The 20,697-nt window shown below is 50.3% G+C and carries 15 protein-coding genes, 1 tRNA gene and 1 pseudogene; 10 read left to right on the top strand and 7 right to left on the bottom strand.

Features of this window, described 5'->3' with window-relative positions; all coding sequences use genetic code 11:
* Positions 1–76: 76 nt before the first annotated feature.
* The 3 genes from EV209_RS07525 to EV209_RS07515 are packed head-to-tail and all read right to left on the bottom strand — an operon-like array spanning position 77 to position 3,154.
* A complete protein-coding gene (locus EV209_RS07525; RefSeq protein ID WP_130434677.1) occupies positions 77–2,689 on the bottom strand; it encodes a hypothetical protein in 2,613 nt (870 codons plus the stop codon).
* Positions 2,690–2,698: 9 nt separating this feature from the next.
* Positions 2,699–2,902, bottom strand: coding sequence for a hypothetical protein (locus EV209_RS07520; RefSeq protein ID WP_130434675.1), 204 nt, complete (start codon positions 2,900–2,902; stop codon positions 2,699–2,701).
* Positions 2,903–2,929: 27 nt separating this feature from the next.
* Positions 2,930–3,154, bottom strand: coding sequence for a hypothetical protein (locus EV209_RS07515; RefSeq protein ID WP_130434673.1), 225 nt, complete (start codon positions 3,152–3,154; stop codon positions 2,930–2,932).
* Between the two features lie 292 nt (positions 3,155–3,446).
* Between EV209_RS07515 and EV209_RS07510 the strand changes: the two genes are divergently transcribed.
* The 3 genes from EV209_RS07510 to EV209_RS07500 are packed head-to-tail and all read left to right on the top strand — an operon-like array spanning position 3,447 to position 5,456.
* A complete protein-coding gene (locus tag EV209_RS07510; protein WP_130434671.1) occupies positions 3,447–4,013 on the top strand; it encodes a hypothetical protein in 567 nt (188 codons plus the stop codon).
* Positions 4,014–4,031: 18 nt separating this feature from the next.
* The gene (locus tag EV209_RS07505; RefSeq protein WP_130434669.1) at positions 4,032–5,117 is read left to right on the top strand and encodes a hypothetical protein; all 1,086 of its coding nucleotides are present in this window, start codon (positions 4,032–4,034) and stop codon (positions 5,115–5,117) included.
* A gap of 36 nt (positions 5,118–5,153) precedes the next feature.
* Entirely contained in the window at positions 5,154–5,456 is a 303-nt protein-coding gene (locus tag EV209_RS07500) for a hypothetical protein (RefSeq protein ID WP_130434667.1), read from the top strand.
* A 179-nt stretch (positions 5,457–5,635) separates the two neighbouring features.
* Here the strand turns inward: EV209_RS07500 and EV209_RS07495 are convergent.
* Positions 5,636–5,706: transfer RNA gene (locus tag EV209_RS07495), tRNA-Gly, on the bottom strand.
* A 55-nt stretch (positions 5,707–5,761) separates the two neighbouring features.
* On the opposite strand from EV209_RS07495, the gene EV209_RS07490 reads away from it, so the two are divergent.
* Positions 5,762–6,646, top strand: a complete 885-nt coding sequence (locus tag EV209_RS07490; RefSeq protein WP_130434665.1) for a deoxyribonuclease IV — start codon at positions 5,762–5,764, stop codon at positions 6,644–6,646.
* A 52-nt stretch (positions 6,647–6,698) separates the two neighbouring features.
* Here the strand turns inward: EV209_RS07490 and EV209_RS07485 are convergent, their stop codons facing one another.
* The 3 genes from EV209_RS07485 to EV209_RS07475 are packed head-to-tail and all read right to left on the bottom strand — an operon-like array spanning position 6,699 to position 12,515.
* Positions 6,699–8,513 carry an ABC transporter ATP-binding protein gene (locus EV209_RS07485; protein ID WP_243647540.1) on the bottom strand — a complete coding sequence of 605 codons (1,815 nt, stop codon included), beginning with the start codon at positions 8,511–8,513 and terminating at the stop codon, positions 6,699–6,701.
* Positions 8,503–10,221 (bottom strand): ABC transporter ATP-binding protein, encoded by a 1,719-nt coding sequence (locus EV209_RS07480; RefSeq protein ID WP_130434663.1) that lies wholly within the window; start codon positions 10,219–10,221, stop codon positions 8,503–8,505. Before EV209_RS07480 ends, EV209_RS07485 begins: the two co-directional genes overlap by 11 nt.
* A gap of 59 nt (positions 10,222–10,280) precedes the next feature.
* On the bottom strand, positions 10,281–12,515 hold the full coding sequence (locus tag EV209_RS07475) for an alpha-galactosidase (protein WP_130434661.1): 2,235 nt from the start codon (positions 12,513–12,515) through the stop codon (positions 10,281–10,283).
* Positions 12,516–12,696: 181 nt separating this feature from the next.
* On the opposite strand from EV209_RS07475, the gene metF reads away from it, so the two are divergent.
* The 6 genes and pseudogenes from metF (at position 12,697) to EV209_RS07450 (ending at position 20,696) form a co-directional block, all read left to right on the top strand.
* Entirely contained in the window at positions 12,697–13,566 is an 870-nt protein-coding gene (gene metF, locus EV209_RS07470) for a methylenetetrahydrofolate reductase [NAD(P)H] (protein WP_130434659.1), read from the top strand.
* A gap of 11 nt (positions 13,567–13,577) precedes the next feature.
* On the top strand, positions 13,578–14,273 hold the full coding sequence (locus EV209_RS07465) for a vitamin B12 dependent-methionine synthase activation domain-containing protein (protein ID WP_130434657.1): 696 nt from the start codon (positions 13,578–13,580) through the stop codon (positions 14,271–14,273).
* A 19-nt stretch (positions 14,274–14,292) separates the two neighbouring features.
* Positions 14,293–16,668, top strand: a pseudogene (locus EV209_RS07460) (homocysteine S-methyltransferase family protein); the annotation flags it as partial.
* A gap of 48 nt (positions 16,669–16,716) precedes the next feature.
* Positions 16,717–17,484 carry an aminoglycoside adenylyltransferase domain-containing protein gene (locus tag EV209_RS16970; protein WP_334295319.1) on the top strand — a complete coding sequence of 256 codons (768 nt, stop codon included), beginning with the start codon at positions 16,717–16,719 and terminating at the stop codon, positions 17,482–17,484.
* 194 nt (positions 17,485–17,678) lie between these two features.
* On the top strand, positions 17,679–17,891 hold the full coding sequence (locus tag EV209_RS07455) for a helix-turn-helix domain-containing protein (RefSeq protein WP_130434653.1): 213 nt from the start codon (positions 17,679–17,681) through the stop codon (positions 17,889–17,891).
* Positions 17,892–17,936: 45 nt separating this feature from the next.
* A complete protein-coding gene (locus EV209_RS07450; RefSeq protein ID WP_130434651.1) occupies positions 17,937–20,696 on the top strand; it encodes a hypothetical protein in 2,760 nt (919 codons plus the stop codon).
* Position 20,697 lies beyond the last annotated feature (1 nt).

Raw genomic sequence — 20,697 nt, 5'->3', positions numbered from 1 at the left:
GGAAATCCGCAAACTCCTGATAAATCAAAGGGAAAGAGGCCAGGGCCCGGTTCAAGTGTCCCGAAAAATGAAACGCTCAACAGGATTTTGTAAAACAGCTCAGCAGGTTTTCCTGATTGATTTCATAGAGGGTTTTCAGAAGAATGGATTTGTTCTTATGAATGACTGATTTCAGCCTGAAATTATTTTTATTGATCTGGGGCGTGATCAGGAACGCCCGGTCGATGAGCCAGGAAAACAGGCCCAGATAATTGCCGGAGAGGCGGGTTTTCCGGATGTCCCGGATCAGATCTTCAAAATCGTTTCTTAACAGCAGATATTTTCCGTTGTCGTTTTCTTCAATATTATAGGAATACAGATCCAGAGAATATTTGGAGATCAGCTCTTCCGCCCTGCGGCAGGTTTTGCGGTTGATGTCCAGGGGATGTTTGAGGAAGAAACCGGAGAGGGGAAGGGTGGCGTCCGGGGAGCGGAATTCCGGGAGGCTCAGGTCGCAGAGGAAGTTCATGGGGCAGTCCAGAGAGGGGTTTACATCCTCCGGTTTGCAGTCTTTTTTGATCAGCCGCCAGAATTTGGGATATTTGTGGGTTTTGATATCCAGCTCTTTCCGAATCCGTTTGATTTCCCCGTCCAGGTCGATATCGAACCGCCGTTTTGCGCTGTCGATGGCAGCCTGGGCCAATACAGAGAGAATGCACACAGAATCGCTGTACTTCGGGTCAAGGAACTGATAGGAATAGGTCTGGGCCAGCTGGGCCAGGTTGCTGGATTCTCCGATATCTGTCTGGGATTTTGCCAGGCTGCTGTCGATCCTGGCATAGCTGTCCGGCGTGTTGGGATAGGTATTGATATTTCTGGGGATGTTGTTCACAATGGTGGGATATTCCCGATAGCACCTTCTGGCATGCTCCACAATATCCGGCTGGTTTGTGGTATAGCCGCTGTCAGAATCCTGGTCGGAGCCGTTGTTTCTGTCCTGAAAATCCGTGCCGCAGAGATTGACGGCCACAATCTGCCTGCCGAAGGAGAAATACTGATGAAAAAACGGGTGGTCAATATTGTGCAGGCAGGTCAGGTTATTTCTGCTGTTAAAAGGGCTTCGGAAGAACGCCAGATATTCTCCGGGCCGGAACCGCTCCGTGTAGCATTGGATGGCGTCTTTCTCTGCGGAAAAGGTGGCGTCTTTGTCAACGGAGGATTGGTCTCCTGTGGCGCCGTAAAGCAGCATGGCAAAGGGAGACCCTACTATTACAAGGTTTTCCGCGTTCTGGATGATTTTACCGCTTCTTATATGGCGGGCGCAGGCTTCGATAATTTTCCGCTTCCGGTCTCTGAAGTAATCGCTCCTGGAAAAATCCGGGTTCTGCCGGCACAATGCGGCCAGCACCTCAAAATCATTGGAGAAATTGCTGTTCTTTTCCAGATAGTCCAGAAACTTGCCGGTATCCTTTTTCAGCTCTGCGAGATACTGGACGCTTTCCTGCACCACCCCCGGCATGCTTTCTCTGGAGAGGGAGTTGACCATCTGGTAGCTCATTTTCTGGACCTCCCCCAGCTTGCTTTCATGGGCAGTTTTTACAATACCGAACCGGGAGCCGTTTTCCCGGACTTTCTGGCACCAGCTTTCATAGGAAACGCCGAATTTCAGCCATTTCATGGCATTGTCCGTGGTGACCAGCTGAATGTCTTTGACAAAGTGTTCTTTGCCGAACATGTCCTTGACCGTGGCGGTGGGGTAGTCCTCTCCGAAGTACTCCCGGAAAAAATCCTGGATGCGGCAGCAAAAGGCTGCCATTTTGCAGAAGTGATGGCGCAGGAGGAGGTAGCCGTTTCCCCAGGAAGGGAAGAGGCTGCTGTCGATGAGGGCCTGTCCGTCAAACAATGTGTTTTTCAGCGGGTAGTTTTTTCGACGTTTCGCCCTGCATTGTTTGTTCTCGTCTGTTTCCACGCTGATCACATCGGTATGAAAAATTCTGTCCACATCCTTCAGAATCAGGATATTTTCCGGATTGATCTGAATCCGGTCAATGATTGTGCTGGATACCAGGGGCGCGTAGGCGCTGATTTCCACAATGGCCGCGTCCTGCTTTGGCAGCCGGATTCCCATATATAAGAAATCTATGGCCTTTTTCCAGAGTTTTTCCCGGATAAACATGCAGGACCCTTTTTTGGCTTTCCCGGTGCTGCGGTACAGCATTTTGTAGTGGATGGTTTCCCGGCTGCGGACAGAGCCGTCCCGGGCCCTGGCGGCATATTCCACGTCCACCCCTTCCTCATAAAACAGCGCGCGGATTTCTTCTTTGGATTTTTTATGGTACTGATCCTTGCGCTGTCCTGCGGCCAGAAAGAGGGATGCGATTCTTTTCCGTTTCTGTCTGGCGCTTTGGATCTGGTCTTTGCAGCCTCCGGCTCTGGCGATCCGGTATTCTGTCCTGGCTTTTCCGGCAGCCTTCCGAAGGCCTTTGATTTCTTCTTCAAAAGATCTGGAGCCGAAATTAAATTCCAGGCAGATGAGGTCACGGGTGGAATCTTCTTTCCATACTTTCATTCCGTTTTTTAATAGGAAATCATAAAACAGGCTGTTGGTGAACATGGCGTCCTGGGATTCATAGTGCTCCCTGAGCCCTAAATTGTATTCATATAATGTGCCGGCCTCAATATTTTTGATCTTTAATCCGTATTTTCCCATGATTCCTCCTTATCTTTGTTCCATGTCTCTCTGGCAGCTCCGGTCAAACTGCTGGGCAGAGGAAATGCGGGGAGCGAGATAGCTGGGGTAGGTAGGATAAGCGGAATTGAAATCCCGGGGAGTGACCACGCCGCCGAATTGCCGGTGGAATTCCTGGCGGGTGGGGATTTTCGGCGGGGTTGCCGGCAGATAAGATTGGTTTGTCTTTTTCATAGTGATTCGTCCTTTCAAGCTGAATTTTTAATTTTTAGGGTATGTCCGGTCCAGAATGGTGTTTCCCCTCTGGCGCAGCAGGTCTTCGCAGACCAGGAAGCCGATCCAGTGGCGGTCGCCCCGCTGTTTGTGGTGCGTCTGGTGATAGGCCCAGAGCGCTGTCAGTTCTTCGTCACTTTTGGGCCGGTACGCCAGGCAGAGCTGATTGTAAACCGCGTCATACTGATTTTCCAAAAAATATTCTGTTTCCATAAGTCCTCCTGCTTTTAAACTGTCAGAAAACCACTGTTATGTTCTGTTTCTCTTTTTGGTTTTCAGATTCACTCAAAATGAACGGTTATTTGCGGAAAACCAATTTTAAGTACTAAAATAAAAAATATATAGGAAATAATTTGCGGAATTACATAGAAATAAACTTGACAAGACTGGAAAAAAGAGGTAAAATAGCCTCACAAAATAAAGAACAAATATTCGATCGATAAGCGAACTGATTCGGAACAAAAAGAAGCCTGGAATTGGACTCAGGCAGAAGGGGGCGGCAGAATTGGAAGATACGGAACAATTACTGGCGGAATATTATAAGAATAACGGAAAAAAACTGCGGAGGATGGTGGACTCTATCCTGTGTAAATTCGGAGGCCTGCGGCAGATGGACAAAGATGATTTTTATTCTCTGGCCAATGAGGTCTTCTGCAAAGCGCTGGAACGGTACGACGGAAACCGCTGTTTTGACGGCTTTTTATATTCCTGTCTTCGGAAGAGGATTCATACGGAGATTACGAAACGGAACAGGCTGAAGAGGCAGGGAGATTATTGCTGTGTATCCATCGACGCGCCGGCAGGAGAGGACGGCAGCGCGGAGCTGGCAGAAATGATCCCCTCTTCCTTTGACTTGGACAGGGAGCTGGCAGAGCGGCTGGGGATTTCTGAAGAGGACAGGATGGAAGTATATCTTGGAAAACTCTCTGAAATCCAGCGGGAGATCGTTACGCTTCTGTCGGACGGATATATTGGGACTGAAATCAGAAAAATGCTGGCGCTTTCCCCAAAAACTTATAAAGATTGCCTGTGCGGCATACAGGCGTATGAGAATATCAAAGTGTTACTTTAGAGAATGAGGAGGAGAATAATGGGAAGACAGATCAGAGAACATACATATTCACTGATAAATTATCTGGAGATGGTAAAAAGGGGAGAGATCCGGGAGGACCGGGACGTGCAGCGCCTGGCGGGGCAGTGGGATGCGGGAATGAGGAACGAGCTGATTTATACAGCGCTCACCGGAGACTATATGCAGCCTGTCATCCTGGGAGAAGAAGAACGGAAAGGAGAACCGGCGCGGCTATGGCTGGCGGACGGCGTACAGAGGACCTCCTGCCTGATGCTTTTCCGTTATGGAAATTATAAAGTCACTTCCGCTCTGGAAAACAGCATAATAGAATGCAAGCCGGGGGAAACAGATGGTGTTTTTGATTTAAGGGGAGCCGTATTTGAATCTCTTCCTGGAGAACTGAAACAGGCTTTCGACAGTTTTCCTGTCAGGACTGTGATCCATCCCCGCTGCTCCACAGAACAGATATCCGGCCTGATACGCAGGTACAACAATCAAATACCCATGAGTTCCTCCCAGACAGCGCTGACCCATGTTTACAGGTATGCCGGAAGGATCAGGGAGCTGGCAGGCCACGGATTTTTTAAGAACTGCGCATCCTTTACAGAGCGGGAAAAAATCCATGGGGTCTATGAGTGGGTGATCTGCGAAACAGTGACGGCGGCTTTTCATTCCGGCCACTGGCAGAAGCAGGCGGGACGGATGGGAAAATATTTAAACACGCATGGAACGGCGAAAGAGTTCGAAATACTGCGGAATGTATTGGATCGGATGGAGAATCTTTTGAAGGAAAGGTTTCGCGGCATGTTCAACAGCAAAGACGCTTTTATCTGGCTTGCTCTGGCCTGCAGATTTGCAAAGCGGAATGAAAATTTGCAGGCTTTTGGCGGTTTTCTGGAAGCGTTTCAGGATGAGCTGCACTGCAGGCCGGTGGAGAAATACGGGTTTAAAACTTTTGATATGGCCTGTGACAGCCGGACTTCCAGAGAAAAGGAAACGGTGATCAAAAAGCTGGGGATGCTGGAATGCCTGCTGGAAGAGTGGCTGTCCGGGCACAGCGCGGAGGATCATGCCGGTGCGGAAACCAGAAAAAGAATTTCCTGAAAATACCAATCACAAAAGCAGCAGAGGAGGACGGAAATGAGCGCGGATAATGGAATTTATATTCTGAGGACCCGGGATCAGTACCGGGTGGCGGAGGAAAGAGCCATAGACAGGATTTTTTATGACCCTGAGGGGCTTGAACTGGCAGGAGGGACGCTGAATCCTGCCGTGGCGGTGGAGGTCTGGGGAAACTCCCGGGCAGTCAGGGACGGGGACGCGGCTCTGGAGATTGCCGTGAGGATGCTGGAACGGCTGCCGGGGTGCGAGTATGGAATCAGGGTGTTTGATTATCCGAAGGAATGGGGGGAGATTTGCAGGGATGCAGCAGAGGGAAAATAGATTTGACTTTTGCGCTATAATATTGCAAAATATAAAATGTCTTAATAATATGAGTGTACATTTTTTGCTGTGCCGATAGACCAAGATCTGCTGGGGTGCGATTCCCGGAGGGTTTTGCTGCCTAGGCAACACAGTTTCCTATGCAACAAAAAAACCCTTGCTCAACAAGGGTTTCAAAAAGCAGATGACGGGAATCGAACCCGCCTCCTCAGCTTGGGAAGCTGATATTCTACCAATGAACTACATCTGCACAACGAATATATTACCATATCTTAAAAAAAATATCAAGAGGAGATTTAAAAAAAATGTTTTTAATTGGTTCCCATCTATCTTCTGCAAAAGGTTTTTATCATATGGGCGAGACGGCGCTGAAAATCGGAGCCAATACATTCCAGTTTTTCACCCGCAATCCCCGGGGCGGTAATGCCAAAGCCCTTGATCCGGAAGACGCGGGGAGGCTGGCGGAGTTAATGAGGGAGCACGGGTTTGGCCCTGTGATAGCCCATGCGTCCTATACGATGAACGCCTGCTCGGCTGACCCCAAGATACGGGAGTTTGTGCGCAGGACTATGGCGGATGACCTGGACAGGCTGGAGCATCTGCCCGGCTGCCTGTATAATTTCCATCCCGGAAGCCATGTGGGCCAGGGGGCGGAGGCTGGAATCGCGCAGATTGCGGAAACACTGAACCAGGTGATGCGGCCGGAACAGCGAACCACAGTGCTGTTGGAGACCATGGCCGGAAAAGGGACTGAAGTGGGCGGCAGATTCGAAGAACTGCGGGACATTTTGGAAAGAGTGGAATGCAAAGAACGGATGGGAGTGTGCCTGGATACCTGCCATGTGTTTGACGGCGGGTACGATATTGTGGGGAATCTGGAGGGCGTATTGGAAGAGTTTGACCGGATCGTGGGGCTGGACCGGTTGAAGGCAGTGCATTTGAATGACAGCCAGAATGAATTGGGCAGCCATAAAGACAGGCATGCCAAGCTGGGGAAGGGAAAGATCGGTTTGGACGCGCTGCTGGCAGTGACAGAGCATCCCGCTCTTTACGGGCTTCCTTTTGCTCTGGAAACGCCCAACGATCTGGACGGGTACGCAAATGAAATACGGATTGTCAGAGAACACCAGAGCCACATACACGAAAACCAGGCGATTTTCTTTTGCTGTCAGGAGGAGCAGAGCCTCTGACGGCGGGGAAAATGCCTGGTTCTTAAGAGGATAGGCCGGGAGCGGCAGCGGATCAGATATCTGCGCTTCCCGTCTGAGTTTTGTACATCATCGCATATCTGCCGCCCAGCTGGATCAGTTCTTCATGAGTTCCCATTTCCGCTATGGTTCCGTCTTCGATCAGCACAATGAGATCAGAATCACGGATTGTGGAAAGCCGGTGGGCGATGATAAAAGAGGTGCGCCCCTGGCAGATTTTTAGCATGGCGCGCCGGATTTTCTGCTCCGTAACCGTATCTACAGAACTAGTCGCCTCATCCAGGATCATGATCGGCGCGTTGGTCAGCACCGCGCGGGCAATGGTCAGAAGCTGGCGCTCCCCCTGGGAGAGCTCCGCTCCTCCCTGTTCCAGCACCGTATCATAGCTTCTGGGGAGACGTTCAATAAATGCATCCGCGCCGGCAGTTCTGGCGGCTTCTTTGATTTGCTCCATTGCCGCCCCGCTCTGCCCGTAAGCGATATTGTCCCGCACGCTGGAAGCGAACAGGGAGGTATCCTGCAGGACGACGCCGAATACCCTGCGCAGATCCTGCATTCTGTAATCCCTGAGGTCATGCCCGTCAAGGGTGATGCTGCCTCCGGTCACATCGTAAAAGCGTGTAAGCAGATTGATGACAGTTGTTTTTCCGGAGCCGGTGGGCCCCACAACAGCAACCTGAGTTCCTGCGGGAATAGAGAGAGAAATATCTTTCAGCACCGGCTTTTCCGGGGTATAGCCGAACCAAACGTGGTCCATCACTACATCCCCCCGGGGATGCGTAAGCGGGAGCGCGTCCTTTTTATCTTCCGGTTCAGGCGTTTTGTCCAGGATTTCAAATATTCGTTCCGCCCCTGCCACGGCAGTCTGGAAATTGTTATAGATATTGGCGATCTCCACAAAAGGCCGGGTGAACTGGCGGACATAAAGGAGAAAGCTTGTGATCAGCCCGAGGCCGGAGATTTTTCCGGCGACGTACAGCGCGCCGCTGAAGACCGCTACGGCTACGTAGCAGAGGTTGTTGATCACATTCATGAGGGGCATCAGGTATCCGGACCAGATCAGCGCCCGGATGGAAACACGGCAGAGCTTTTCATTCTTTTCTTCAAATTCCCGCTCCATCTCTTCTTCACGGCAGAATGCCTTCACTACCGAGAGGCCGGAAATCCCTTCTTCAATCTGCCCGTTCAGGATTCCCAGGTTTTTCTGCTGCGCAGAGAAGAGCTGCCGGGTGTGCTTTGTAACCACCTTTGTCAGGAAAAAGATCAGAACCACGCCTGCCAGAGCCACCAAAGTCAGCAGAGGGCTGAGGCAGAGCATCATCGTCAGGATACCGATAATCGTAAACCCATAGGTCAGAAGAAGCGTCAGCGAATTTGAGATTGTAGTGCTGATATTGTCCACGTCATTTGTCAGGCGGCTCATCAGTTCGCCGTGCTGATGGCGGTCAAAAAATGAGAGCGGGAGCGTTTTGATTTTTTCAAACAGCGTCAGGCGTATATGATGGATGACCCGCTGGCCGATGGAAGCCATAAAAAACTGCTGCAGAAATTTCACCAGCCATTCGCCGGCATACAGGGCGATGAGCATGATGAGGACAACAGTGATTGGGTCGCCGTCTTTGATTGCGTTGATTACATTCCCTGTGATATAAGGAGACAGGATGGACGCGCCGGAGGCCAGGGCGGAGAGGAGCAGGATCCAGCCCAGCCCTCTGCGGTGCCCTTTTGTCAGATTCCACAGACGCAGCAGGGTTCCTTTGAAATTTTTCGGCTTCACAGCGGCCATGCCCCGTCCGGGACGGGAAATCCCATTCAGATTTGCGGGAGGAACCATATTTTTATCTGCCATTGGAATCGCCTCCAATCTGGGAATCGTAGATTTCGCGGTATATCTGACAGCCAGCCATCAGTTCTTTGTGAGTGCCGAAACCCTGGACAGCGCCGTTATCAAGGCAGAGAATACAGTCGGCCTGCATGACGGCGGAGATGCGCTGGCTGATCAGGAGAACTGTCATGTTTCCGCCCATATTCCGCAGGCCTTTTAAAACTGCGGATTCTGTCTGGGCGTCCAGGGCGCTGGTGCAGTCGTCCAGAATGAGGATGCGCGGTTTGCGGACAAGAGCCCGGGCAAGAGAAAGGCGCTGTTTCTGCCCGCCGGACAGATTGACGCCCCCTTGTTCCAGCCAGGTGAGGTATCCTTGTTCCGTCTCGCGGATAAAAGAATCCGCGCAGGCAATCGCCGCCGCTTCCGCCAGTTCTTCTTCACTGGCGCCCTGCCGCCCCCACCGCAGGTTATCGCTGATGGTTCCGCTGAACAGCAGGGCTTTCTGCGGGACGACTGCAATCGCCGCGCGCAGGAGGTTTTCTTCAATTTGCCGGACGTCGCAGCCGTCGACCAGGATCTGGCCCTGAGATGCGTCATAAAAACGGGGCACAAGGTTTACAAGCGTGGTTTTTCCTGATCCCGTGGGGCCGATAATGCCTACGGTCTTGCCGGCAGGAATATGAAAGCTGACGTCTTCCAGGGAATTTTGCCCTGCGCCCGCATAGGAGAAGAAAACATGGTCGAATACAATATCCCCCTTTATTTCGGGCCTCAGCGGATGTTCCGGCGCAGCCTGGGCCGGGGTTTCGGAAAGCACTTCCTGAATCCGCTGGGAAGAAGCCAGCGCGCGGACCGCAGTGTTGATGATGTTGGCGATCATGGTGACGGCAAAGAGCACCTGGGTCATGTAATTGACCGACGCCATCAGCCGCCCGATCTGCGAGCTCTCCTGATTTCTGGAGATCCAGAGCAGAAGCACAATGCCGAAATTAACGGCCAGGTTGATAAATGGGGCGAAGACCGCCATGGTGCGCAGGGCGGCGGTATTTGCTGCCGCCAGGTTTACGGAAGCGCTGCTGAATTTTCCGGCTTCCTCTTCTTCAGCCTGAAAGGCTTTTACCACGCGGACAGAAGATAAAAATTCTCTGGACACCCCGTTGAGGCGGTCCAGCTTTTTTTGAACCGTTCCAAACCTGGGGTATCCGATTTTCATGTTGCAGAGGATCAGAGCCGATACGGCGGCGAGGATCACAGCCATGACCGGCGCCTGCTTCGGCGTCTGTATGATGATCAGAACGATCGCGCCGATACAGGTGATGGGGGCCTTGACCATCATGCGCATAATGCTGTTGATGAATTCCTGAACCTGTGTTACGTCATTGGTAATGCGGGTGATAATCGACGAGGGCTGCAGGCGGTCGATGTTTTCCAGAGACAGGCTCTGTACATTATGGTACATATCCTGCCGCAGTTCCTTGCCCACAGTCTGGGAGGTGCGGCTGGCGAACTGATTGCGCATGACCGCGGAAACCGCCCCCACAGCGGCGATTCCCAGCATGACGGCGCCATAGAACAAAATTTGCCCGATATCAGCGCGCGCCACTCCTTCATCCACTATGTAAGACATAAAGGTTGGCTGAAGCAGGTCCGCAAAAGCTTCCATGGTCAGAAACAGGGTGGAGATCAGGAAGATTCCCATATGCCGCTTCAGATAGTGTAAAATCAATTTCATTCTGCGTGATTCTGCCTTTCCTTCATTCTAGGGGCGCTTACTCTTACTATAATACTCAGTTATTCCTCAGCGGTGAGAAAATACAGGCGGGAATCATAATCCCCCTGGTACCCGCTGCATTTTTCCGCAGAGTCTCCGCTGGAATTGTCTGAGACGATCAGGCCTGCCCGCATCAGCTCATCTCCAAAATAAACAGTCTCCCTGCCGGAAACCCGGTAGGATAAATCTTCTCGCAGGCCCTGGAGCAGAAGGCGCTGGTATCCGGTGTTCACATGCCGGAGGACGCGGTACCAGCCGACCAGGGCAGAGCGGCAGTCCGGCGAAACAACCATCCAGGCAGTAGTATTGCCGTCCCCTTCAAAAGGGCTTTGCAGCCGGTAGAAATCTCCGTACTGGATCAGCTCCCGATGTTCTTTCATAAAGGCCACTTGTCCGCGTATTTCATTCAGCTCTTCCCGGGAAAGCCTGGTCAGATCCAGTTCATATCCAAAGGTCCCAAAGTATGCCACATTGGCTCTGGTGTGAAGGGGAGTGTCTCGGAACACTTGATGATTAGGCGCGGCGGACACGTGGGAACCCATGCTGGAGAGGGGGTAGACCAGGGAAGTGCCGTACTGTATTTTCAGACGTTCCACAGCGTCCGTATCATCAGAAGTCCAGCCTTGCGGCGCGTAATACAGCAGCCCGGGGTCAAACCGGGCGCCGCCGCTGGCGCAGGATTCAAAGAGGATTTCCGGAAATTCTGAGGTGAGCCTGTGGTAGAGGCTGTAAACCCCCAGGATATACTGGTGCATGACTCTGCCCTGGGCCGGGCTGTCCTTCGTATGAGAATATACCTCAGACATACAGCGGTTCATGTCCCATTTCACATAGGATACAGGAGCTTCAGAGAGCACTTTTCTCATGAGACTGTATATATAATCCACTACCTCAGGCCTGGAAAAGTCCAGAACATACTGATTGCGCCCATGAGAAGCGCGGCGTCCCGGGGCGGAGAGAATCCAGTCGGGATGGGAGCGGTACAGATCGCTGTCCTGATTCGTCATTTCCGGTTCAAACCACAGGCCGAATTTCAGTCCCAGGGCGGTTACTTTTTCCGCCAGGCCGGTGATCCCGTCCGGGAGCTTTCGCAGGTCGGGATACCAGTCCCCCAGGGAAGAGGTGTCGTCATCCCGCCTGCCGAACCAGCCGTCGTCCAGCACCAGCAGCTCGATCCCCAGATCCTTCGCGGATTCCGCCAGCTTCAGGATCTTTTCCTCATTGAACTGGAAATAAGTGCCTTCCCAGTTGTTGACCAGGACAGGGCGGGGGCGGTCCCTCCAGTATCCCCTGGCCAAACGGCTCCGGTAGAGCTTGTGGAACGTCCGGCTCATGCCGCCCAGGCCCTGGCAGGAATAGACCATGACTGCTTCCGGGGTCTGGAAGCTCTCACCGTCTGCCAGCGGCCAGGAGAAACAGTCTGGGTGAATGCCCAGCATAACGCGGGTTACATCATAGGTGTCCACATCGGCCTGAGCCAGGAAACTGCCGCTGTAAACCAGAGAAAAGCCCAGGACTTCGCCGGACTGTTCGGTAGCGGACGGCCGTTTCAGCGCCAGGAAGGGGTTAAAGTTACTGCTGCTGCAGCCTCTCATGCTGTAGACAGCCTGAACGCCGTGTTCCAGCTTCCGGCAGCGGACAGAGCGCTCCCGGGCCCATGCGCCGGTCAGCTCGATCATTTCATAATTGCTGTCCGGGAGATCCACAGAAAGGCTCATTGCCCGGCTCAGGCAGACCCCTTCAGGGTTATGGCAGAGAAAGCGGGCGTTTCTGGCAATCACAGGCATATCCTCATAAATTGTATAGGTCAGGACCAGCTCTGTATGGATCAGTTCGTCTTCCAGCAGGATTTCCAGAGTGGAAGCTTCGCCGCTGTCCTCTGTATAAGTAGCGGGAAGGCCTGGCAGCTCAGGTTTGCCCGCATAAATCCTGTGGGATTTGTAGGTGAATTCCGTGACTCTGCCGCCGTCCGCCTGCAGGATTTCATAGGCAGGCTGACGCATGTCTCCGGTACCATAGGAAGGATACTCCTGTTTGATCCGTTCCAGAGAAAATGTGGGGTCGCCGGGAAAGGGGCATACAGCCATGGCCCCGGCGCGCAGTTCCAGCAAGTGGGAAAAATCTTCCCGGTCCCGAAGCGCTTTTCCGAAATACAGCTGTCCCAGCTGTCCGTTCTTCAGAATTGTAAACAGGTAGCTGACCTGCCCGTTGGTGAGATGAAATTCTCTGGAAGTTTCGTGATAAATAATTGGCATTGCAGTTCTCCTTTTTCGTTCTTATTGTTTTACCCGCCGAAAAGAGCGGGAAACTTCTGATTATCAGTGTAAAGAAAAAACAGCGTTCCTGCAAGCAGAAATTGCCGGAATAGCTGTTGACTTTTGCGGGTTAAAACGATAAAATAGCAGAAACTTTAAGACAAGATGAGGTGGGACACAAATGAAAATAAGAGATTTGCTGAAAGAAAAAGAGATTACATTATCTTTTGAGGTTTTTCCGCCTAAAACAGCGGATAAATATGAAGCCGTTGCGCAGGCCACAGAAGGGATCGCTTCCCTGAAGCCGGATTTTATGAGCGTGACTTACGGGGCCGGGGGCGGCACCAGCGCCCATACGGTATCCCTGGCCGCGGATTTGAAACAGAACTATGGAGTGGAGACCATGTGCCACCTGACCTGCGTGGCTTCGGGAAAAGCCCAGGTCCGTTCTCAGCTGGAGAAAATGAAAGAGGCAGGTCTGGAAAACGTGCTGGCGCTGCGGGGCGATATTCCGGCGGAAGGCAGTTTTCCCGACGCCGGGCATTATCACTACGCCAGCGAGCTGATCGCAGAAATCAGAGAATTCGGGGACTTTTCCATCGGCGGCGCCTGTTATCCGGAAGGCCATGTGGAATCCGCCAATAAAAAAGAAGATCTTCTGCATTTGAAAGAAAAGGTGGACGCGGGATGCGATTTCCTGACCACTCAGATGTTTTTTGACAATGATATCCTTTATAATTTCCTGTACCGGGTGCGGGAAATCGGAGTGACCGTGCCGGTGCTTCCGGGAATCATGCCGGTAACCAATGCCAAACAGATGAAAAGGATCTGCAGCCTGTCCGGCACCTACCTGCCCGCCCGCTTCAAGGCCATTGTGGACCGGTTCGGGGATGATCCGGCGGCTATGAAACAGGCTGGGATCGCCTATGCCACAGAACAGATCATTGATCTGCTGGCAAACAATGTGAATCATATCCATGTCTATTCCATGAATAAGCCGGAGGTAGCGGGGCAGATTCTGGAAAATCTCTCTGCAATTCTTGGCAGATAGGGGGCGGAAAGATGCTGGAATACAGAAACGGCGGCGGCAGGTTTTATCAGGAGCCCGCTCTTTTGGAAACGGATCTGCGGGAAGTCAGGCGCTATATGGGCATGCGGGGAGGAGAGGAGTCTCCTGAAGTAGATGCGCTGGCGGAGCGCGCGGTGGTGGAGCTGATAGAGAAGGCCGCGCCGGCCGGGATATTCCGTATTGTGCCTCTGGTAACAGAAGCGGACGGAACGATCCGGGCAGAGGGGATGCGGTTTCAGAGCAGAAGCCTCTGGAGGAATCTGGCGGGCTGCGAACGCCTTGTGCTGATGGCCGCCACCCTGGGCGCAGGTGTGGACAGGCTGCTCCGTCAGTATTCCCGGCTGGAAGTGAGCAGAGCCGTGGCGCTGCAGGCGGCGGCAGCGGCCATGCTGGAGGAATTCTGCGACTGCTTTCAGGAGGAGCTGGGGAATATCCTGAAGCGGGAAGGGCTGTATCTACGCCCACGGTTCAGCCCCGGTTATGGGGACTTTTCCCTGGAACATCAAAAGGAACTGGTACAGTCGCTGCAGACGGCAAAAAATATCGGGCTGACGCTGACAGGGGGCTGTATGATGGCTCCCACCAAATCGGTAACAGCGGTGATCGGAGCAGGGCGGGAAGCGCAGCCCTGTCACAGAAAGGGCTGCGAGGCCTGCGGCAGAACAGACTGCGCGTTTCGCAGGGAATGAGAATACAGGAGCAGATTGCATGAAAAGTATACGGAATGAGCTTGGAAATAGAATCTTGTTTTTTGACGGCGGCACAGGGACTGTGCTGCAGTCTCTGGGGCTGGGGGCGGGAGAGCTGCCGGAAACGTGGAACCTGACCCGCCCGGAAGAGATTGTCCGCCTGCACAGGGACTATCTGGAGGCCGGATGCGATATTATTAAGACGAATACCTTTGGCGCCAATTCTCTGAAATTCCCCGTCGGGGGAGCGCTGGAAGAGGTGATCAGGGCCGCCCTGGAACATGCGAAAACAGCCAGGATACAAGCAGGGAGAGAGGATTCCGCCTGGATCGCCCTGGATGTGGGTCCTACGGGCCGCCTTCTCAAGCCCATGGGAGACCTGGATTTTGAGGACGCGGTGGAGATCTTTGCCCGGATTGTATCCCTTGGGGAAAAGTATGGCGCTGATCTGGTGCTGATTGAGACCATGAGCGACAGCTATGAAGCAAAGGCAGCGCTGCTGGCTGCAAAGGAGAATACAGAGCTCCCTGTTTTTGTGACCATGATTTTCGGAGAAAACGGCAAGCTTCTGACCGGGGGAGACGTACCCGCAGCAGTGGCCACTCTGGAAGGCCTTGGCGCGGATGCCATCGGGATCAACTGCGGCCTTGGCCCCGTCCAGATGAAGGGGATCGTCAAGGAAATGCTGGAAATCTCCTCGCTGCCGGTGATCGTCAATCCAAATGCGGGCCTGCCCCGCAGCGAAAACGGCGTGACTGTATTTGATGTGGGGCCGGAAGAATTTGCGGACCATATGGAAGAGATCGCCCTGATGGGGGCGCTGGTTCTGGGCGGATGCTGCGGCACTGCGCCGGAATATCTGCGCCGGGTGACAGAGCGCTGCAGGAAGATCCCTGCCGGGCCTGTAACGGATAAAAACCGAACCGTGATTTCCTCCTATGCTCAGGCCGTGGTGTTCGGGGGACGGCCTGTAATCATCGGAGAGCGGATTAATCCCACGGGAAAGAAACGGCTGAAGGAAGCGCTGAAAAACCATGATATGGAGTATTTGCTGGAAGAGGGGCTGAAACAGGTGGATTCCGGCGCCCATGTGCTGGATGTGAACGTAGGCCTGCCGGGCATTGACGAAGCCGCGACGATGACAGAGGCCGTGCAGGAAATCCAGGGCATCATCGACCTGCCGCTGCAGATTGACACCTCTGATGTCAGAGCCATGGAACAGGCGCTGCGCGTCTATAACGGCAAAGCCATGGTGAATTCTGTGAACGGCAAGCAGGAGGTGATGGAGCAGGTTTTCCCCCTGGTCAGGAAATACGGCGGCGTGGTGGTGGGGCTGGCGCTGGACGAATCCGGGATTCCTGAAACTGCCGGGGGCAGAATTGCCATTGCGGAGAAAATCTACCGCACAGCCGCTTCCTATGGGATTTCACCAAAAGATATCGTGATCGACGGCCTGGCTATGACCATCAGCTCCGACCACCGCAGCGCGCTGGTGACCCTGGAAACCATCCGGAGAATCCGGGACGAGCTGGGCGGAAAAAGTATTCTGGGCGTGTCTAATATTTCCTTCGGGCTGCCCAAGAGGGAGAATATCAACTCCCTGTTCTTTGGGCTGGCCATGCAGAATGGCCTGAGCGCGGCCATCATCAATCCTAACGCAGAAGCCATGATGCGCGCCTACGATTCCTACTGCGCCCTTGCAGGCCTGGATGAGCAGTGTCTGCACTATGTGGAAAAATACAGCCTGCAGCAGGAAGAAAAGCAGCCGGTTTGGCAGGAAACCGCTTCTTTATCCAGATGTATTGCCAAAGGGCTGAAAGACCAGGCAGCGGCGCAGACCAGGCAGCTGCTGGAGACCAGGCAGCCTTTGGATCTCATCAACCAGGAACTGGTGCCCGCCCTGGATGTGGTGGGACAGGGCTTTGAAAAAGGCACAGTTTTTCTGCCCCAGCTTTTGATGAGCGCGGACGCGGCAAAAGCCTCTTTTGAAGTGATCAAAAACTTTTTGCTGCAGAAGGGCACGGAGGAAGAGAAGAAAGGCACTGTTATTCTGGCTACCGTAAAAGGCGACATCCACGATATCGGGAAAAATATTGTGAGAGTCCTGCTGGAAAACTATGGCTATGAAGTGATTGATTTAGGGAAAGACGTGGAGCCTGAGAAAATAGTGGATACTGCGGTGGAGAAACAGGTTGCTTTGGTGGGCCTGAGCGCGCTGATGACCACGACTGTGGTGAATATGGAGGAGACCATCCGTCAGCTGAGGAAGGCGGCCCCCTGGTGCAGGATCATGGTGGGCGGCGCGGTATTGACGGAGGAGTACGCCGCCTCCATCGGGGCTGACTTTTACGGGAAGGACGCCATGGCCAGCGTCCGCTATGCGGAAAACTTGTTTTCAGAAACAGGAGCAGAACCCAGAGACAGACAAACTGCCATTAATAAAATGGTTCATGAAATCAGCGGTATTCTTTCAGATTCAGACCCCTCAATTTATCTGTATGGTTCGTCAGTGCTCAACGATTTCAAATTGGGGTGGAGCGATATTGATATTCTGGTATTAACCGAGAAACAGATCACGGAAGAACAGGCGCAAATGCTGGCAGGCCTTCGCCAGGATATGCTTGAAAAGGAACCCGGCAACCCCTATTACCGTTCCTTTGAAGGCGGAATGCTCACATTGGACGCGTTCCTTTCTAAAAAAGCTGACCGGGTAGTATATTGGGGTACAAGCGGACAAAGAATTACCGACAGCTATGTGTTTGACAGCTTCAGTATGGCAGAGCTGATTGAAAGCGGTGTTCTTCTTTTTGGAAAAGATATAACCAGCCGGCTTAAATTGCCTTCGTACGATGAGCTGTATGCCGATGTGAAGAACTATTATGAAATTATAAGAAAGTATGTGCAAAAAACCGATCGCAGCTTCTATTCTTTTGGTTGGATGCTGGATATATCACGGTGCATCTATACACTTCGCACCGGTAAAATTATCCCAAAGACTGAGGCGGCAAAATGGGCGTTGGAAAATAATCTTTGCACTGATCCAGAAGTTCTCAAAACAGCTTTGAGGGTACGCAGAAATCCGCTGGAATACAAGGATGATGAGCAAATCTTTGATTACGCGGAAACACTTGCAGAGCCGGTACAACGCTATGCAGATGTTTTAGAAAAAGAACTTGAGGCGAGATTTGTCAAGAGGAGTTTTTGCAAATAGAAGCTCTTAATAAGAATGATCCACTAACTGAATTAACCGCCGTTGGACTATGTAAGCTCTAACGGCGGTTAATTGCTTCAATAAATTGCAGTGTTTTGCTCAATTATAACAGCGTTTTCTTGAAAACTGGGACATTATGTGCTATTATATAGAATGAAGTTGTTTGATGTAATTTGTGCTCATGAGGTGAAGATATGAAAATCAGTTACAAAAAGCTTTGGGTGTTGCTTATAGAGAAAGATATTACCAAACCGCAGTTGCGCAAAGATCTGAATCTTGCTACAGGAACAATGAGCAAGCTCAATAAAGGAGAGGATGTTGCGCTCTCGGTTCTTCTGCGCATTTGCGACTATCTGAATTGCGATATTGGAGACATTTGTGAAGCAATCCGTATAGATAATAAATAGCTATAATGCGGCAGAATAATCAAAAATCACTACTGGGAGGATCTCGTGAAAGAATTGTTACCAAAGATAAGTGAAGCAATGAATAACACCTTTGTTGGCAACTATATGTTTTCCGACGAAGAATTGAATCGGATATATGACTTCACGAGTAAGTTGCTTCGTAATTATGATAACGGTCGGGGAACCAGCATACCTCAAGAATATGATAAACTTATCTTTATTGCTATGGTGAATGCAGTCAAAACATGGAAGTCCGATGAAGATACTTTTTGGGAGTGCATCTATAAAAAATTAGTCGGTACAAACGGTTCGCAGAAAATATATGTACATCTTACAGGTGTAATCGATCGGCTCGGTAAACAAGGCAATATTATATATTTGTCAGGCTGCACAAAACGATATTACGCCACCATTTTGGCACATACATTTGCTCCTCTCAATTCTACCGAATCGTTTTTGGAACTGTGTTGGAATTTATACTCTGAGGACATGAATTTTACATACTCAAAGAACGATGAAATATTTGTCCTTGTTGCAGAGGAACTCAAGAGAACGTTTTCCAACGAAAAGTCCCTGGAGGATGATTTCAAACTTGGAAGTGGTGTATATTCCTTGCGTGCGGGAATCAAGAGAATGGCAGTGGACTCTTCAAAAGAAATGGTCAAGTATATCGAAGGCACAATTGCTTTATTAGACAAAGTGTTTAATGGTGAAATCTTAGATAATGACCTGTATTATAATACCATCGTTTATGATTGGTGGAGAGAAAAAGAAAGAAGTTTTGGACTTGCCAAGCCTAAAAGAAAGGCATACGAACGCACAATTACCGATTACTCTACTATTCGACCTAAATATAGTTATACCGGGCAGCAAGCGGTTTTGGTAATACCGAGTATTCGTTTGAAAAATAATTTTTATGATATCCCCCTTCTGAATATTTATCACAATGGCGAACTTGTAGCCCAGCAAGATATGTACACTTTCGGTTCGGGTCTTACCATGGCAACGAAACAACTGACTTTGTGCGTGGACACTCTCGTGTTTGAAGATGGAGTGATGGATTGTACATTGGAAATTGTACATAGTGGCGAGGTTATTTACAATTCAAAAACAAGTTTATTTAGAGACCACCTCCTTTTCAGAGACGATAGAGAGATTTTGCAAGAAGAATGCCTACCGGGCAATTATATCCTTTTCGCACCTAAATTAGAGGAATTCTCTGCATATCCCGAAAATATAAAAAAAGTCCCAGGCGAACCCAATTTATACATCGTCCAATCAAAGGAAGGCGAACTGCTGCAAAACCCAAAGCGGACAATATTTTTTGTACTTGAAAAACAGAAACGCAACATAAGAATTTATGCGGATCAAAAGAACAATGTAAAGTTTATACACGACAGCGAAGAATTTATCGTTATTGATGGTGAGCTGCAAGTAGTTGTAAAGTCGGATATTGATATATCCAAATACGGCGTACGTTACGAATCAACCGATTTTAAATTAGGAGATTTCACATGTACAGAAAACGATGGCTACAGAACGTTTCTCATCACAGAACTTCTCAATGTGTGCGAACCGCAAAAAATAAGCATTTTCAGCTATGTAGACAATAAAATTGAAGCGTCATATAATGTCGTAAAATTCAATAGCATAAGCATCACTTACGACAAAAAGCTTTATTTTGACAAAGAAAACCACGGCACGGTGCGCTTTCAAACAGAAAAACACGATAAGAGTGTGTCCTTTGATATTGCTCAAGGAGACATCATTATTCCTTTTGATGATGGAGATGTCGTGCTGTCTCCACCTGTGTTAAGATGGAAAATTGGCAATGATGACTTTTCTTTTGAGTACGGTGAGAATTTGTGGTACAAAGACTACTCGAATTCCGCAGAACTCGTCATCGAGCTGCCTACAGAAATGGGCTATCAGGTGTTTTTGACCAATAACTCTATTTTGTCTGAAAGCACATCATTTAATTCATTCAAACTTGGCGAAATCGTTTGGTCTGTGCTACAGGATAATAAATCTGAAATCTGTGTACTGGTTAAAATTGAAAATATAGAAGTTATCCCAATTCTGACAGTTTGTTTGAAAGAAAAGTTCAAATTCTCGCCTTTTGCAATAAAAGGAAAAGAGTTGCTATGGGATGCAAGCAAGGCTTTTATAGGAGATTCCACGCCTAGATTCAGAATTTCTTTCCATGCCAACGATGTTGTGAAGCATAGTTTTGATATAAATGAAAATATTGACGAGAATTATAAGAGTAGTTGCTTTTCATTATCAGAACTTGAAATAGGTATTTATGATGTTACCGTTGATTTGGTGACACGTAAAGGTTTTATGACCGAAAAGGTAGTTTGCTTATTCGATCAACAGGTTGTAGTGGGTGATATCAATAAGATACGCTTTAAGGGTAAATGTCTGCGGTTTGAGAAAGTAATGCTGACAGGCAAAGCATCCTATGAAGAAATCAAGCCATTCTATGTGGATCATCTCTGGTATATAGGAGAGTTTGACGGTTGCCACTACTACACCGGAAGTGTGTATATAATTAACCGTGACGGTTGGAAAACTTATTTGAATACCATGCTGAACAGCCAAGGAACATTTGACAGTGTCAATCCCATAAGAATCGAACTTCGTAACGAAAGCTCATGCTTTATCGTTGCAGGTGCTAATCCGGATGATATATATGACTTCTTAGGTGAATTCACACTTGATACCAAAAACAGAATTAGTAATTTTGATAGGAACACAAGAGGAATTGATTATTTCCTCTTTACAACAGAGGAGGTGAAGTAGC

Origin of the sequence: Cuneatibacter caecimuris (genome assembly GCF_004216775.1) — a bacterium.
Classification (GTDB): Bacteria; Bacillota; Clostridia; order Lachnospirales; family Lachnospiraceae; genus Cuneatibacter; species Cuneatibacter caecimuris.
This window is presented reverse-complemented; position numbering and strand designations above follow the sequence as displayed.

Bases quoted from the DNA above. Each gene is read 5' to 3' on its own strand.
- EV209_RS07520 (WP_130434675.1), bottom strand. From the start codon at position 2,902: ATGAAAAAGACAAACCAATCTTATCTGCCGGCAACCCCGCCGAAAATC.
- EV209_RS16970 (WP_334295319.1), top strand. From the start codon at position 16,717: ATGGTTCATGAAATCAGCGGTATTCTTTCAGATTCAGACCCCTCAATT.
- EV209_RS07480 (WP_130434663.1), bottom strand. From the start codon at position 10,221: ATGAAATTGATTTTACACTATCTGAAGCGGCATATGGGAATCTTCCTG.
- EV209_RS07475 (WP_130434661.1), bottom strand. From the start codon at position 12,515: ATGCCAATTATTTATCACGAAACTTCCAGAGAATTTCATCTCACCAAC.
- EV209_RS07465 (WP_130434657.1), top strand. From the start codon at position 13,578: ATGCTGGAATACAGAAACGGCGGCGGCAGGTTTTATCAGGAGCCCGCT.
- EV209_RS07500 (WP_130434667.1), top strand. From the start codon at position 5,154: ATGAGCGCGGATAATGGAATTTATATTCTGAGGACCCGGGATCAGTAC.
- EV209_RS07490 (WP_130434665.1), top strand. From the start codon at position 5,762: ATGTTTTTAATTGGTTCCCATCTATCTTCTGCAAAAGGTTTTTATCAT.
- EV209_RS07515 (WP_130434673.1), bottom strand. From the start codon at position 3,154: ATGGAAACAGAATATTTTTTGGAAAATCAGTATGACGCGGTTTACAAT.
- EV209_RS07505 (WP_130434669.1), top strand. From the start codon at position 4,032: ATGGGAAGACAGATCAGAGAACATACATATTCACTGATAAATTATCTG.
- metF (WP_130434659.1), top strand. From the start codon at position 12,697: ATGAAAATAAGAGATTTGCTGAAAGAAAAAGAGATTACATTATCTTTT.
- EV209_RS07485 (WP_243647540.1), bottom strand. From the start codon at position 8,513: ATGGCAGATAAAAATATGGTTCCTCCCGCAAATCTGAATGGGATTTCC.
- EV209_RS07455 (WP_130434653.1), top strand. From the start codon at position 17,679: ATGAAAATCAGTTACAAAAAGCTTTGGGTGTTGCTTATAGAGAAAGAT.
- EV209_RS07525 (WP_130434677.1), bottom strand. From the start codon at position 2,689: ATGGGAAAATACGGATTAAAGATCAAAAATATTGAGGCCGGCACATTA.